We start from the raw sequence: 15,774 nt of genomic DNA, 5'->3' as shown, positions 1-15,774 counted from the left end.
TATAGTCGGGCAAAAGATCTTCCTGGAGGGCGCCATGTCTCTTTTCACCCAATCCGCCGCCTGGGTCAGCGATGAACACCGCATGTTCGCCGACATGGCCAACCGTTTCTATGCCGACGAGCTGACCCCCAATATCGAGCGCTGGGTCGACCAGGGCATTGTTGACCGGTCGTTTTGGCACACCGCCGGACAGGCCGGGATCATGGGCGGCGCCACGCCCGAGGAGTTCGGCGGCGCGGGCGGCGACATGGGGTTCGAGTCGATCACCATCTATGAACAGACCCGTACCGGCGACTGCGGCTGGGGCTATGGCATCCAGTCCATCGTGACCCATTACATCACCGCCTATGGCACCGACGAGCAGAAGGCGCGTTGGCTGCCCGGTCTGGCCTCCGGCGAGATCGTTGGTGCGATTGCCATGACTGAACCGTCGACCGGATCGGATCTGCAAGCGGTGCGCACGCGCGCCGAGAAGGATGGCAATCAGTACAAGATCAACGGATCGAAGATATTCATCACCAACGGCCAGGCCGCCGACCTGATCATTACCGTCGCCAAGACCGGGGATGAGGGTGGCTCGAAGGGCATCTCGCTGATCGTGGTCGAGCCTGACAAATGCGAAGGGTTCAGCCGTGGCAAGAACCTGAAGAAGCTGGGCATGAAGGCCAATGACACCTCAGAGCTGTTCTATGAAGATGTGAAAGTGCCGCTGACCAACCTGTTGGGCGATGAGGAAGGACAGGGCTTCTATCAACTGATGAAACAACTGCCCTGGGAGAGGCTATTGATTGCGATCCAAGCGCTTGGCGCCATCGACTTCGCGCTGGAACAGACCGTGGCCTATACGCAGGACCGCAAGGCCTTCGGCCAGCGGGTGATGGATTTCCAGAACACGAGGTTCAAGCTGGCGGAGTGCAAGACCAAGGCCGAGGTTCTGCGCAGCTTCGTCAACGACTGCATCGCCCGACTGATCGACGGCACGCTGGACGCGCCCACCGCCTCGATGGCGAAATACTATGGCTCCGAGGTCCAGAATGAGATCATGCATGAATGCCTGCAGCTGTTCGGTGGCTATGGCTACATGATGGAATACCCGATTGCCCGGCTCTATGCCGATGCGCGGGTGCAGATGATCTATGGCGGCACGAACGAGATCATGAAGGAGCTGATTGCAAGGTCCATTGATGTCTGAACGGCACGGCCCCCTCTCCGATCTGCGTGTGGTCGAGATCGCCGGCCTCGGCCCCACGCCTTTCGCCGCGATGTGGCTGGCGGATATGGGCGCCGAGGTGGTGCGCATCGAACGGCCCGGGCTGAAACCGCTGATCCCCCAGAAGGTGGACGTGCTGAACCGCGGACGGGGTTTCGTGGCGTTGGACCTGAAGGCGCCCGAGGATCAAGCGAAGGCCCGCGCGCTTATTGACCGAGCCGACATGCTGATCGAAGGCATGCGCCCCGGCGTGATGGAACGCCTGGGCCTGGGGCCGGAGGCGTTCGAGGCCTCTAACCCGCGTCTGGTCTATGGCCGCATGACCGGCTGGGGCCAGACCGGCCCACTGGCGCATTCCGCCGGGCATGACATCAACTACATCGCCCTGTCAGGCGCGCTGCACGCCATCGGCGGCGAGGCGCCCGTGCCACCCCTGAACCTGGTCGGCGACTTCGGCGGTGGGGCAATGTACCTGGTCGCGGGGTTGCTGGCCGCTGTGCACGCGGCGGGGCGCTCGAGCAAGGGTCAGGTGGTCGACTGCGCAATTACCGACGGCGCCGCGCATCTGATGGCGATGATGTACTCAATGTATGGCTCAGGCCTGTGGGTCGATGCGCGCGAGGCAAACCTGCTGGACGGCGGCGCCCCCTTCTACCGCTGCTATGAATGCGCCTGCGGCGGGCATATGGCCGTGGGCGCATTGGAGGCAAAGTTCTATGCGGAACTGGTGCGCCTGCTGGGGCTGGATGGGGCGGACCTGCCCGCGCAGATGGATGTCACCGGCTGGCCACAGCTGCGCGAGGCTTTCGCGGCGCGCTTCTTGGAGAAGAGCCGCGATGATTGGGCCAAGACCTTCGAGGGCACGGATGCCTGCACGATGCCAGTCCTGACCCTAGCCGAGGCCCCGGCCCATCCGCACAACGCGGCGCGCGGGACCTTTGTCACACTCGCCGAGGTGCCCCAACCCGCGCCCGCGCCGGTGTTGAGCGACACGCCGGGCAAGGCCGTGGTCGGGGAGGAAAGACAGCCCGCCGACTACGGCGCGCTGCTGGACAGGTGGTCGCAAATCGCCTGAGGTTGCGCCGTCTCCTCAAGTGCCTTTGGCACTCTCCTCGACGTCGCGGTGCTGGGGGGCCAGACCCCCAGACCCCCGGGATATTTGCGGAAAGATGAAAGCGTGAGGCGCCCCGGCGCGGCGGGGTGGGATACCACCCGGGTACGGTTGGATGTGACGATGCAAAGGGTGGGAGCCGCGCTGGGGCGCCTTATGGCTCGCGAAATGCCTCGCGGCTCTTGTAGAGCGGTTTCAGAAGGTATTGCAGGATGGTCTTTTCACCAGTGTGCAACTCGACCTCGGCCAACATGCCGGGGCGGATGGCGATCTGGCGTTGCCGATCAGTCAAGCTGGACATGTCCAGGCGCACCGAGACGCGGTAATGCGGTTCGGCATTGCGGTCGCGCTCATCCTCGAACGTATCGGCCGAGATGAAGTCCACAGCCCCCTTCAACGAACCATAGATCGTGTAGTCATAGGCGGAGAGTTTCACCGTCGCGTCTTGACCGCGTTGCAGGCTGGCGATGTCTTCGGGTTTCACCCGTGCTTCGATGAACACGTCCTCGCCCAGCGGAATGATCTGGAAAATCTCTTCACCCGGTCGAACGACCCCACCGATGGTCGTCACGGCAAGGTTGTTGACGATGCCGCGCATCGGGCTGGTGATGACGGTACGGTTCAGCTGATCGAGGCTCAGCTTCAGGTTCTGACGCAGGGTGGCTAGCTCCTTCAGCGTGTCCGAATATTCCTGCGCGCGATCAAGCTCGGTCTGCGTGACGATCTCGTTATAGCGGATCTCGGCGTCACCATGGGCCTTGCGGGCGCGGGTCACCTCGATCAGCGCGACGATCTTCTGGTCGAGCATGCGCTCCATCAGTTCCAGTTCCTTGGCGGCCTGGTCCAACACGCCCTTGGCGCCTTCGCGGCGGCTGACATAGTCGGATTGCCGCGCGGCCAGAAGGGCGCGTTCGCTTTGCACGATCTCGGGCACGCGGGCGGCGAGGTCTGGTGGCACCTGGAAGTCGAATGCTCCGGCCAGTTCGGCCTCCAACCGCAACCGGCGAATGTCCAATGCGGCGATCTGGTCGCGCAGGTCGTCGACCGAGGTCTGGAACTCGGTCCCGTGCAGCCGCGCCAGCACGTCGCCGGGGTTCACGATATCGCCTTCGCGCACGGTCAGCTCGGCCAGGATGCCGCCTTCGAGGTTCTGGATAATCTGCGGGCGGGATGCGGAAATCACCGAGCCCGGCGCGCGCACGATCTCGTCGACCCAGGCGAAGGCGGCCCAGAAGACGAACAGGAACACGCTGGCCGCTGCCAGCCAGATCACCATCGAGGGGCCCTTGAGTTCGTCCTCGAACTGCGCGTCCAATGTGGCCATCAGGCGCCCCCTTGGTTCTGTTTCAGATGGGCCAGCACCTGGTCGCGCGGGCCGTCCACCGCGAGGCGGCCCGATTGCAGGATCAGGGTGCGGTCGGTCAGCGACAGGATCGGCAGGCGATGGGTGGCAATGATGGCCGTGCGCCCATCGAGCCATTTTTCCAGGCGACTGACCAGCGTTGTCTCCAACGTCTGGTCCAGCGCGGCGGTGGGTTCGTCGAGCAGAACCACTTTCGGGTCCTGCAACCAGATGCGCGCCCAGCCGATGGACTGGCGCTGGCCAATGGACAGGCCTTCGCCCGCATCGCGGATCTCAAGATCCAGACCTTTCGCATGGCCGCGCACGAAGGGGCCGAGGCCAGCGAAATCCAATGCCTTCAGCAGGCGATCGTCATCGCGTTCCAGCATGTTGAGGTTCAGGTTGTCGCGCAGGCTGCCTGCAAACAGGCGCACGTCCTGGCTGAGGTACCCGATATTGCGGCGCAGGTCGCGCGGGGCGACTTGCCCCATGTCGACCCCATCGATCAGCACGCGACCGGACTTGGGCGCATAAAGGCCGGACAGCACCTTCAGCAGCGTCGATTTGCCCGAGCCGTTCGCACCCAAGACCGCGATCCGCTGGCCCGGCATGACCTTCAGCCCGGGTACGTCCAGGGTCGGGCTGTCCTCGTCATACGCAAAACTGACCTCGCGCAGCTCATAGCCGCCTTCGAAGCTTTCGCGGCGCAGATAGGTGCGGCCCTCGGCCTCGTCCTGTTCCGACCCGGCGATGGCATCCAGCCCGTCCAGGGCGGATTTCACGTTGGACCAGCGGGCCAGCGTGCCGGTCAGTTGGGTCAGAGGCGCGAGGGTGCGGCCGGTCAGGATGCCCACTGCAATGATCGAGCCCACGGTAAATTCGCCCGCGAAGACCATGTAGGTGCCCAGGATCACGGCGGTGACATAGGTGGCCTGTTGCACCCCCGCCGACCAGAAGGTCAGGGCGGCCGACAGCTTACGTTGTTTGGAATTCTGCACCGCCGAGAGCATGGTTAGCTCGGTCCAGAGGCGCCGCACGCGGTCCTCGCCGCGCTGCGCCTTCACCGTGTCCAGCTCAAAGATCACCTCGTGCAGCAGACGGGAGGCCTTGGCCGATGCGCCCTGCGTTTCGGCGGTCAGTTCGATCATACGTTTCTGGAACAGGTAGCCGGGCAGGACCATCAGGATGCCGCCCGCGATCAGCACCCAGACCACGTTGCCCGCGATAGAGGCGACCAGGGCGAGAAAGACGAAGAGGAAGGGAATATCGGTCAGCGCGCCAATCGACGACGCGGTAAAGAACTCCCGCACCGAGCCGAACTCGCGCATGGCCGAAAACAGCCCCGAGGGCGTGGTCGGCCGCTTGTCTGAGCGCATGCCTAAGATACGGTCCATCAGGAGCTTCTGCACGTTCAGCTCAATCGCCCGCCCGGCCCCGTCCATCAGCCGCGCACGGGCGAGTTTGATCAGGCCTTCCATCACCACAGCCAGGAAGGCCCCCGCCGCCAGAACCCAGAGCGTGGCGGTGGACTGGTGTGGGATCACGCGGTCGTAGACCTGCAGGGAAAACAACGCGACGGCGACGGCCAGAAGGTTGGCGACGAAACTGCCCAAGGCGACGTCACCAAAATGGCGGCGAAAGCGCGGCATCTCGCCCCAGAACCAGTGGGGCGGCTTCTTGTCCGGGGCGTGGCGTTTGTTCAGATCGGCCAGGTCGGTTTCAGCGTGCAGGATGGTGCCGGTGAAGACCCCAGTGAACTCGGCGCGCGAGACGTCGCAGCCACCGTTCGCGCCAGCCTCGTAGACCACCAGCGTGTCGCCCGATTGCGACAGGACCAGCACCGCCTGGCCGTTGTTCATCATCGCGATGGCGGGCCAGAGTGTGGGATCGAGCTTATTGACCTGGCGAATGTCGCAGCTGAGGCCCGTCGAGCTCAGCCCCTGCGCAATCACCTCGGCGGGCACGTCGCGGCTGTCGGTGGGGGCGGCGGACTGCATGGCTTCTAGGATGTCGGAAGCGACGGCCTCAACACCCAGCAAACCGGCGTGCACCGCAACCAGATCAGCACGGTTCTTCAGCCGTTCGGGGAACTTGTTGGTGACCGGGATCTGCACCGGCTGGGGCGTCGGCGGTGTGGGGTTCGAGTTCGCCACCGGCGGCACCGTGCGCAGGACCGAGGCGCCGGTGATCGTCGTGGCAACCTTGCGCGGCGTCTCCGTCATATGTCGGCCCCGCTGGCCAGCACCCCGCGTTCGCGAGCAATCTCCACCTGGGTGCGGGCGATTTCGTAACGCAGGGCGACGTGGTCGCGATCCAGGCGGGCCTGGTTTTCCACCACGCCGACCACATCCATGACGGTGCGTGTGCCTGCGTCGAACTGGCGTTGGAAGAGATCGGTATTGGCGCGGGCCTGAGCGGCCACATCGGCGCTGGCCCCGGCACGAGCAGTCAGCGCAGCCAGTTTCTGCTCCAACGCCGCCATGCGGCGGTCGGCGTCTTCCTGCGCCTGGGCGATGCGGCGGGTGGCGGCCTCACGCGCCGCTTCAATGGCGCGCAGGCTATCGCCCGTGCCAAAGCCGAACCCGGCGTCCGAACCGACGATCAACCCCGCGCTGCCGCTTTCCCCGGCGGACGCCCGAGCAGTAACGCCTGGCAGAAGCCCCGCGCGGTCGATGGTCGCCTGGGCCACATCACGATCCTTTTCCGCCGAAGCACGCAGCACGGTCAGGGGTAGGTTGCCGCTGGGCGGTTCGTGTATCTGACTGATCCCGCGGATCGCATCCAACGGCGTGTCAGACATGGCGTTCAGCTCGGCAAGGGCGGTGCGGGCGTCCAGCACCTCCTTGTCGTGGTTCGATTGCAGCTCGGCCAGTTTGGCGCGGATCACATTCTGGTCCGACATATCCGAAATCCCACCACGCACACGGGCCGTCATGATGCGGTCGAACTCGCGCATTTCGGCCAAGGCAGCGGAGGAAACAGCGGCCTTTTCACGCGCTTCCTGCGCGCGCAGATAGAGGTCCAACCCGGTGTAGATACGGTCGTTGGTGTCGATCGACAGGGTCACGGCGGCAGCCTCAACATCCGCCCGCGCGAACTCGCGTTCGGCACGTTTGCGGCCATTGTCATAGATCACCTGGTCGATGACGATGCTCGCCACCAGTTCGCCCATGTCGGACAGGCTGACCGACGGGCCCAGGGTGGGCAGCCAGTTCTTGTCCGCCGCAGCGGCACGTAGGCGAGCGGCTTGCAATTCGGCCTCGGCGGGGCGAGCGGCGCCCGCAAGCACCGCCTGCGCCACCTGGTCATAGGTCGATCCCGGCTCCAACACCGTACGTCGATCCTGAAGGCCCTGGATGATCACCGAAGGCTGCTTGCCGGTCTGGGCGAAGTTGCCGGTCTGAGTGGTCGAGGCGCGGCTTACCTCCGCACCGGACAGATGCGGCACGCCGGACATGCAGCCCGACAGGGCCAGCGCCGCGCATGCGCCGATCATCAAGCCTCTGCGAATGTCCTGCCCCAAAGCCATTCCTTCCCTCTGGCGAAAGTCTGGCGGGCCGCGGTCGTTCGGTGCCGCGGCCTCGTCTTATTCTGGTCAGATGAGAACGTTGATGTCCTCGTGGATGTAGAGCGTGCCGCCCTCATCCCCCAGCGTGTAGATGTCATAGGTCTTGCCAGCAATGTCGACCGTATCGCCGGTGCCATTGGCGCCCGAGATGGTCACCGTATCGTCCGCACCGCCATGGATGGTCAGCTCGTTCGAGTTGCCCGACAGGCCCTCAAGTTGCTCGGCAGTCAGGGTCAACTGGCTGTCCTCGGCAAAGTTCAGGTCGATCGCCTCGATCTCGAAACCGCCCAGACCCGGGTTGGTCACATCGACCACATCGGTGCCGCTTTCTTCCAGCACGAAGAGCGTCGAGGCCTGGTTGCCTGCGTCATCCTCGGCGGTGACCACAAGGTGACTGCCATCGGGGATCGGTGCGCCGAAGGTAAAGTCGACCTCACCGAAGGCGGCGTTCTCGGCCACGGTGTAGTTCAGATCCTGCACCGTGCCGCCCGAGGTGATCTCGGCAATCTCGGGCGTGTTCTCATCGATTACGGTCGAGATGCCGCGCACGCCGGACAGGCCCTTGGTGAAGGCCGAAACCAGAGGCGTTTCCGGCGCCTGGGTGTCGACCTGAACCGTGGTGGTTTCCGTTGCCGTATTGCCCGCCGCATCGGTGGCGGTCACGGTGACGATACCCTGGTATTCGCCCTGCGGCACCTGGTTCGGCGGGAAGTCCACGGCCCAGTTGCCATCGGCATCCACCGCTGCGGTGTGCGTGATACCACGGAAGGTGACAAGAACGGTCGAGCCCGCTTCGACGGAGCCGGTAAAGGTCAGCCCCTGGGCCGCCTCGTCCGCGTTGACGAAGCCGTCCCCGGCAATCGGCGTGTCCGAGAAGGCCAGTTCATTGACCAGCGTGTCCAGTTCGACCGTATCGGTGATCAGCGCGGTATTGCCCGCCACATCGGTGGCGGTCACGGTGATCGGCAGGGTCTGCTCGCCAGCGGGGATGTCGCCCGCAGCGAAGTCGGCGCTCCAATTGCCCTGCGCATCCACGGTGGCGGTCACGGTAGTGCCGCCCAGCTTGACCTGCACGGAGGATCCCGGTTCGACGGTGCCGGTCAGGGTCACGCCCGCCTGCGCCTCGGCGCCGGAGATCAGGTCGTCGCCCGCCACCGGCTGGGTCAGGGCCAGATCTTCGACCAGGGTATCGACCTGCACCGTATCGCTGACGGTCTTGGAGTTGCCGTATTCGTCGCTGATCGAGGCGGTGATCGCCGCCTCGTAGCTGCCGGGCGCGATGCTGCCCTGTGGGTAGAGCGCGTTCCAGTTGCCTGCACCATCCACCACGACCTGCGTCGCGACTCCGTTCAGCGTCACAGTCACGGTCATGCCCGGCGTCGCGGTGCCCGAGATGATCACGCCATCCACGGTTTCGACCGCGTTGATGACATCGTCGACCTCGATCGGCAGGGACGACAGGGCCAGATCACCGGCCACGGTATCCACCTGCACGAGCTGCGAGATCGTCTCGACATTGCCCGCCGCATCCGTCGTGGTCGCGCTGAGCATGGTGGCGTATTCGCCGTCCGCCAGGGCATCCGAGGGGAAGGTCGCGGTCCAGCTGCCATCTGCGCCGACTACGGCCTGCACCGTAGTGCCGCCCAGCGACAAGGAGACAGTCGAGCCCGGTTCAGTGGTGCCGCCCACGGTCAGACCCGCGTCCAGCTCCGGCCCGGTAATCACACCGTCGCCCGCAATCTGCCCGGCATCGAAGCCGAAGTCGCGCACCAGGGTGTCCACGTCCAGTTCGCCCGTGGTGGTGGTCACGTTACCCGCCGCGTCCGTTGCAACGGCAGTGACGGTGGCGTCATATTCACCACTCGGGATTGCGTTGGCGGGGAAATCCACGCTCCAGCTGCCGTCAGCAGCCACGGACGCGGTCAGCGTCGTGCCCGCAAAACTCACCTCAACCGAGGAGCCCGGCTGGGTGGTGCCGGTCAGCTGGATGCCATCGGCAGCCTCGGGGCCGTTCACCACGCCGTCGCCTTCGACCGAGGCGGTGTCGACCGACACCGCGCCGACCGTATCGACATGAACGGTTTCGGAAAGCGTGCTGCTGTTGCCCGCCGCATCCGTCGCGGTCACAGTGACCGGGGCGTCATACTCGCCGGGGGTGATGTCACCCGCGGGGATGTCGAGGCTCCAGGAGCCATCTGTCGCAACAGTGGCGTTGTAGAGGGTGCCATTGAAATTCACCGTCACGGTCGAGCCGACCTCGGCCACCCCGGTCAGGGTCACGCCATCGGCGGCTTCGCCCGCGTTGATCATGCCGTCGCCTTCGACCGGTGTGGTCATGTCGACGGTCGAGACAGTATCGACGTCAAAGTTCATCGTGCTGGACGAGCTGTTGCCCGCCGGGCTGGTCGCCGTGGCGGTCGCGGTCACTTGCACCTCGCCGCTGGGCAGGTGGCCCGCGGGAATGTCCACGCTCCAACTGCCATCGGGGGCAACGGTTGCCACATGGTCATAGCCGTTTACATTGACCACGACGGTCGAACCCGCCTGGGTCGTGCCGGTCAGGATCACGCCGTCAGAAGCCTCGGCGGCATTCACGACATTATCGCCTTCGACCGGCGTGGCCGAGAAATCGACGAAGGACAGCGTATCGACCTCGACCGTGGTCGTGGTGCTGACGCTGTTGCCCGCCGGGTCGGTCGCGGTGACGATGATTTCGGCATCGTACTGGCCTTCAGGCATATCGCCCGGGGCCAGGGTCAGCGACCAGCTGCCGTCTGCGGCCACGGTGGCCGGGTAGGCGGTGCCGTTGAAGCTGACAGAAACCGTCGCGCCAGGTTCTGCCGTGCCGGTCAGAGTCACGCCCTGGCCGTGTTCGATCGCGTTGATCAGATTGTCACCGGCAATGCCGCCGTCCAAGCTGACGACGGTTTCCGTATCAACGGTCACGGTGCGCGTGGTGGTTGCCACGTTGCCCGCCGCGTCCGTGGAGGTCACGGTGATCGTGCTGTCATAGCTACCCGCCGGAATGGCGCCTGCGGGCAGGTCAAGGGTCCAGCTGCCGTCCCCGGCCACGGTGGCGGGGTAATCCACGCCTTCGAAGGTCACGACCACTGTCGATCCCACCTGCGTGGTGCCGGTCAAGGTCATGCCATCGCTGGCCTCGGCCTCGTTCACCACATCGTCGCCTTCGATCAGGTCGCCGGAGATGGTCACCTCACCCACCGTATCCACGCGCAGGGTCGTGGTCTGGGTGGTGATATTGCCCGCAGCATCCTTGGCGACGGCGGTAATGGTCGCGTCATATTCGCCACCCGCCAGCGTGCCCGGAGCCACGCTGATCGCCCAGGCCCCATCGGCGCCCGCCGTGGTTTCCCAAGTCTGACCGTCAATGGTCACGACGATGGTCGCGCCAGGCTCGGCGGAGCCGGTCAGATCGAACCCGGCGCCCGCCTCAGTCCCGTTCACCACATTGTCGCCCACCTGCGTGGCATCAAAACCCAAGTCCGGCGCGATGGTGTCGATAACCAAGGTTTCGGTCACCACAGTGGAATTGCCGAAATCATCGGTCGAGGTCACGGTAACGGAGGTCGAAAGCTCACCCGTCGCGATTTGCGTGCTGTCGAAGGTCACCGACCAGGTGCCATCTTCGCCGACGGTCGTGCTATGGGTCACCCCGTCGATCTCGACCTCAATCGAGGCCCCCGCTTCACCGGTGCCGGTAATGGTCACACCGTCCTCATGGGCCACTGCATTCACGACATTGTCCGTGCCGCCGGTGACCTCAAGTTCCGGCGCGATGGTGTCGATCAACACCATCGGCCCGGTCAAATCGATCACCGTGTCACCGGGTGTGGTCACCTGAACCGCAACCGCGTAATCGCCGTCGGCGGGGAAATCCGAACCGTCGAAAGTACAGGTCCAGCGCCCGTTTTCATCGGCGATAACGGTCACTTCCTCATCGCCGATCATCACAACGACTTCCGATCCCTCGGGTGCCGTACCGGTAATGGTAACGGTCTTGTCGTCGCCGCCGCCGATTTTCAATACCGCATCGGCATCATCCACCGTCGCGCTAACACCGCCGCCGCTGCCGCCGGTCAGCCCACCGATGACGCCTGCCCCGCCAACCAGTGGGCCCAGACCCAGCCCGGCACCGCCCAGACCGCCAAGGCCGAAACCGATCCCTTGCGACGCCACTTCGTTGGTCACGCCCGCATCTGCCACGGCCTCCGCCACGACGGTTGCGTCATCGGGAAAGATCAGCGCATCCAGGTGGCTCCACTTGCCCCATTCGCCCGCTTCGGCAAAAGTCACATGCCCGTTCGCGTCCAACGACGCCTCGATCAGCTTGCCATCCTCGTTCAGGTAAAGCCGGTTCTCCTGCACGCCGTTTTCGGCATAGAAGCCTTCCAGCACGATCTTGCGACCGTCAGCCAGGTACATTTCAAGGTTTTCCCCCGCGCGCAGATATTCGCGAATGCTCGCGCGGCGCAGGTTCAAGGAGACGGCACCATCCGTTCCCAAGGTCAGATTGTCGGAAATTCCGGATTCAATGAGTGTCCCACGCTGCAATACGCCAGCGCCATCACGGACGACATACTCGATCGCCTTCATAGCTTACCGCCTACCTCAATTGTCGCAGCTTGTTTTTTGTTGCTGCGTTGTTTGCTCTGTTAACGGGATAGCTCGTTTAAACCTCCATTTCTAGACAGAAATTTGGGCGTACACACAAAATGGGCATTTGTAGGGCATATGTGGTAATTTCGCCGATACGTTGAATATGCGTCGAAACGTCCAAGAAAACCACGTAGATCAGAGTGTTTTTTGACCCGCGTCAGGTCGATTTCGGACACTGGAAACGAACCGATTCAGGCCAGATCATTTCCCGGATTGGTCTCCAAAACCTCAGCCAGAACCTCCAGCGCCGGGGCCATTTCCTCTTCGTCATGGGCGCAGAAGCCCAGGACCAGCCCGTTCAAATCGCTCTCGGCTCCGGCCCGCGCATAGGCCGACAGGGGCTGCACCGCGACACCGCGGGCGGCGCAGCGCGCCTCTACTTCGCGATCTGACAACCCGCAGGACAGGTGGAACACCACCTGCATCCCGGCGTGGTGATCCTCGAACCAGCCGAAAGGCGCGAGGCGGCCGCTCAGATGTGACAGGAGGAACCGGCGGCGGTCTGCATAGATGCGCCGCACCCGGCGCAGATGGCGGAAGAAATCGCCACCCTGCATGAACTCCGCCAGAGCCTGCTGCGGCATCAGGCTTGCCTTGATCCCACTCATTCCCATGACCTCGCGGAACGGTTCCACCAAGGGGCGAGGCACGATCAGGTAACCAAGGCGCAGGGCATTCGAGAAGATCTTCGAGAAAGAACCGACATAGATCGTGCGGTCCAGACGGTCCACTCCGGCCATGGCCGGGATCGGCCGCCCGGCGTAGCGGAACTCACTGTCATAATCGTCTTCGATGACCCAGCCGTCCTGGGCATGCGCCCAACGGATGAACTCCATGCGCCGGTTGGCGGACATGGCACCGCCAAGCGGGAATTGATGTGAGGGGGTCAGGATGGCCAGACGACACTCCTTGTCCGAGGCAGGCACGCCGGCGCCCTCCTCATCCACCGGCATTTCGGTCATCCGCGCGCCATGCACCTGCAGAAGGTGTTCCAGCGGCGGGTAACCCGGGCTTTCCAAGCCGACACTGTCCCCCGGGCGGGTGAGTGTGCGCAGGCAGAGCTCCAACCCATCACTGGCCCCGGCGGTGATCAGGACTTGGGCGGGCTCTGCCTCGATCCCGCGCCATTCGGCTACGTGATCGGCGATGGCTCGGCACAGGTCCGGATTACCCGCCACCGTTGCGCCGGTCAGCATGCGCTCCGGCGCGGTGCGGCAGATACGAGCAACGGTCTTGGCCCATTGGCGGTGGGGAAACAGCCGCATATCCGGCCGTCCGGCCTGGAAGGCCCGCACAGGCAGCGACCTGGGGGGACGTCCGGGCTTCGCAGCGGGCGTGGGGCGAGACGTGGGCAGCTCCACTCCGCCCAGGTCGCAGACCGTATAGCCCGACCCCTGGCGGCTGGTCAGATACCCTTCGGCCACCAGCTGTTCATAGGCGGTCACGATGGTCGAACGCGAAACACCAACTTCGGTCGCGAAACCGCGTGTGGGCGGAAGTCGCGTCCCGGCAGACAGGCGCCCCGAAACGATCCGCTCGCGAATACCTGAGCAGACCTGCTCGAACACCGGCATCGACTGATCCCGGTCGATTTCAAAGCCAAGCCCTGCGAGAACATCCATATTGGTCTGCCTTTTTCCTCTTTTCGCGAGGATAAACGCCCCACCGATCAGGCACAAGTAGCGGGTGGCAAACGAAAAACGCCCTGACCGATCAGGTCAGGGCGTTCTATCTAAAGTCATCGTTTTGAGAGATGTTGTTGGATTTTTACTAGGTTTGGCGGTGACCTACTCTCCCACGTCTTGAGACGCAGTACCATCGGCGCAACCGTGCTTAACGGCCGAGTTCGGGATGGGATCGGGTGTTTCACTGGCGCTGTGACCACCAAACCGAGTAAAAATCCAATTTCCAAGTCAAGCATATTGGGGTTGTATGCTTTTGAGATCAGTAGGTTTGTCTTCTACTGGATCAAATCAAGCCTATCGGGCAATTAGTACCGGTCAGCTGAACGCATTGCTGCGCTTACACCTCCGGCCTATCGACGAGGTCGTCTACCTCGGCCCTCAGGGATACCTTGTTTTGAGGGGGGCTTCCCGCTTAGATGCCTTCAGCGGTTATCCTGTCCGATCATAGCTACCCTGCACTGCTGCTGGCGCAACAACAGGTCCACCAGTGGATCGTTCACCCCGGTCCTCTCGTACTAGGGGCAACTCCTCTCAAGTATCCTACACCCACGGCAGATAGGGACCGAACTGTCTCACGACGTTCTAAACCCAGCTCACGTACCTCTTTAAACGGCGAACAGCCGTACCCTTGGGACCTGCTCCAGCCCCAGGATGAGATGAGCCGACATCGAGGTGCCAAACACTGCCGTCGATATGGACTCTTGGGCAGTATCAGCCTGTTATCCCCGGCGTACCTTTTATCCGTTGAGCGATGGCCCTTCCACGCGGGACCACCGGATCACTATGGCCGTCTTTCGACTCTGCTCGACTTGTCAGTCTCGCAGTCAGGCTGGCTTCTGCCATTGCACTCAACGAGCGATTTCCGACCGCTCTGAGCCAACCTTCGCGCGCCTCCGTTACTCTTTAGGAGGCGACCGCCCCAGTCAAACTACCCGCCACGCAGGGTCCCGGATCCGGATAACGGACCGCGGTTAGACATCAAGCAGAACAAGGGTGGTATCTCAAAGGAGGCTCCACAGGAACTGGCGTCCCTGCTTCAAAGCCTACCACCTATTCTGCACATGTTGTGCCTGATGCCAGTGCGAAGCTGTAGTAAAGGTGCACGGGGTCTTTCCGTCTAACCGCGGGAAGCCTGCATCTTGACAGGCAATTCAATTTCGCTGAGTCGATGTTGGAGACAGCGGGGAAGTCGTTACGCCATTCGTGCAGGTCGGAACTTACCCGACAAGGAATTTCGCTACCTTAGGACCGTTATAGTTACGGCCGCCGTTTACCGGGGCTTCAATTCGGTGCTTGCACACCTCCTTTTAACCTTCCGGCACCGGGCAGGCGTCAGACCCTATACGTCGTCTTGCGACTTCGCAGAGCCCTGTGTTTTTAGTAAACAGTCGCCACCCCCTGGTTTGTGCCCCCAGCTCCAAGTTGCCTTGGAACCGGGCCTCCTTCTCGCGAACTTACGGAGGTATTTTGCCGAGTTCCTTCAACATCGTTCTCTCAAGCGCCTTGGTATACTCTACCTATCCACCTGTGTCGGTTTAGGGTACGGTCTGATGGAGGGCTATTTCCAGGAACCGATCAGCAGCCCAATCAATCCGATAAGATTGAACTACAGTCTCGATCCGTCACATCCTCCTGGCCCAGGAATATTAACCTGGTTCCCATCGCCTACGCCTTTCGGCCTCGGCTTAGGGGCCGGCTTACCCTGCTCAGATTAGCTTTAAGCAGGAACCCTTGGATTTTCGGCGAGGGGGTCTCTCACCCCCTTTGTCGCTACTCATGTCATCATTCTCGCTAGTGATCTCTCCACCGGATCCCTCACAGGCCGGCTTCACAGAAAGCACTCTACCCTGCGCTACCGCTTCGCTACTTGAGCGCGGTTGCCCGCAACTTTCATATCGAGGCGATAGAAGAGGATGAGTACTATGTCACACTACGCTCTGCTACCGCGTGCTTACGCACACCCAAAGCTTCGGCTCATGGCTTGAGCCCCGGTACATCTTCGCCGCAGGACAACTTAAATTAGACCAGTGAGCTGTTACGCTATCTTTAAAGGATGGCTGCTTCTAAGCCAACCTCCTGGTTGTTTTGGTCGTCCCACCTGCTTTCCCACTTAGCCATGAATTAGGGGCCTTAGCTGTTGGTCAGGGTTGTTTCCCTCTCCACCGCGGACGTTAGCATCCG

7 protein-coding genes and 2 rRNA genes (1 of these 9 only partly in view) are annotated in these 15,774 nt (G+C 63.0%); 2 read left to right on the top strand and 7 right to left on the bottom strand.

Going from position 1 to position 15,774, the window contains the following annotated elements:
- The first annotated feature begins 34 nt into the window (after nucleotides 1–34).
- On the top strand, nucleotides 35–1,192 hold the full coding sequence (locus ACO07D_RS08120; protein ID WP_421702443.1) for an acyl-CoA dehydrogenase family protein: 1,158 nt from the start codon (nucleotides 35–37) through the stop codon (nucleotides 1,190–1,192).
- Nucleotides 1,185–2,285 (top strand): CaiB/BaiF CoA transferase family protein, encoded by a 1,101-nt coding sequence (locus ACO07D_RS08115; protein ID WP_421702442.1) that lies wholly within the window; start codon nucleotides 1,185–1,187, stop codon nucleotides 2,283–2,285. The genes ACO07D_RS08120 and ACO07D_RS08115 overlap by 8 nt, the downstream gene beginning before the upstream one ends.
- Before the next feature lie 190 nt (nucleotides 2,286–2,475).
- On the opposite strand, the gene ACO07D_RS08110 is transcribed toward ACO07D_RS08115, so the two are convergent.
- The 7 genes from ACO07D_RS08110 to ACO07D_RS08080 form a co-directional block, all read right to left on the bottom strand.
- Nucleotides 2,476–3,645: an HlyD family efflux transporter periplasmic adaptor subunit gene (locus tag ACO07D_RS08110; protein ID WP_421702441.1), complete on the bottom strand. Its 1,170-nt coding sequence runs from the start codon at nucleotides 3,643–3,645 to the stop codon at nucleotides 2,476–2,478.
- Complete coding sequence (locus ACO07D_RS08105; protein WP_421702440.1) at nucleotides 3,645–5,885, bottom strand: ATP-binding cassette domain-containing protein; 2,241 nt, start codon at nucleotides 5,883–5,885, stop codon at nucleotides 3,645–3,647. The genes ACO07D_RS08110 and ACO07D_RS08105 overlap by 1 nt, the downstream gene beginning before the upstream one ends.
- Nucleotides 5,882–7,159, bottom strand: a complete 1,278-nt coding sequence (locus tag ACO07D_RS08100; RefSeq protein WP_421702439.1) for a TolC family protein — start codon at nucleotides 7,157–7,159, stop codon at nucleotides 5,882–5,884. The genes ACO07D_RS08105 and ACO07D_RS08100 overlap by 4 nt, the downstream gene beginning before the upstream one ends.
- Before the next feature lie 99 nt (nucleotides 7,160–7,258).
- Nucleotides 7,259–11,845 (bottom strand): beta strand repeat-containing protein, encoded by a 4,587-nt coding sequence (locus ACO07D_RS08095; protein WP_421702438.1) that lies wholly within the window; start codon nucleotides 11,843–11,845, stop codon nucleotides 7,259–7,261.
- A 254-nt stretch (nucleotides 11,846–12,099) separates the two neighbouring features.
- Nucleotides 12,100–13,530: a PLP-dependent aminotransferase family protein gene (locus tag ACO07D_RS08090; protein WP_421702437.1), complete on the bottom strand. Its 1,431-nt coding sequence runs from the start codon at nucleotides 13,528–13,530 to the stop codon at nucleotides 12,100–12,102.
- Between the two features lie 152 nt (nucleotides 13,531–13,682).
- Nucleotides 13,683–13,797 (bottom strand): 5S ribosomal RNA (gene rrf, locus ACO07D_RS08085).
- 80 nt (nucleotides 13,798–13,877) lie between these two features.
- Nucleotides 13,878–15,774, bottom strand: a 23S ribosomal RNA gene (locus tag ACO07D_RS08080); it runs 970 nt beyond the window's last position.

It is taken from the genome of Aliiroseovarius sp., assembly GCF_965228805.1.
Classification (GTDB): domain Bacteria; phylum Pseudomonadota; class Alphaproteobacteria; order Rhodobacterales; family Rhodobacteraceae; genus JASBTN01.
The sequence above is the reverse complement of the archived record's forward strand: the minus strand, read 5'-3'. Positions and strand labels throughout refer to the sequence as shown.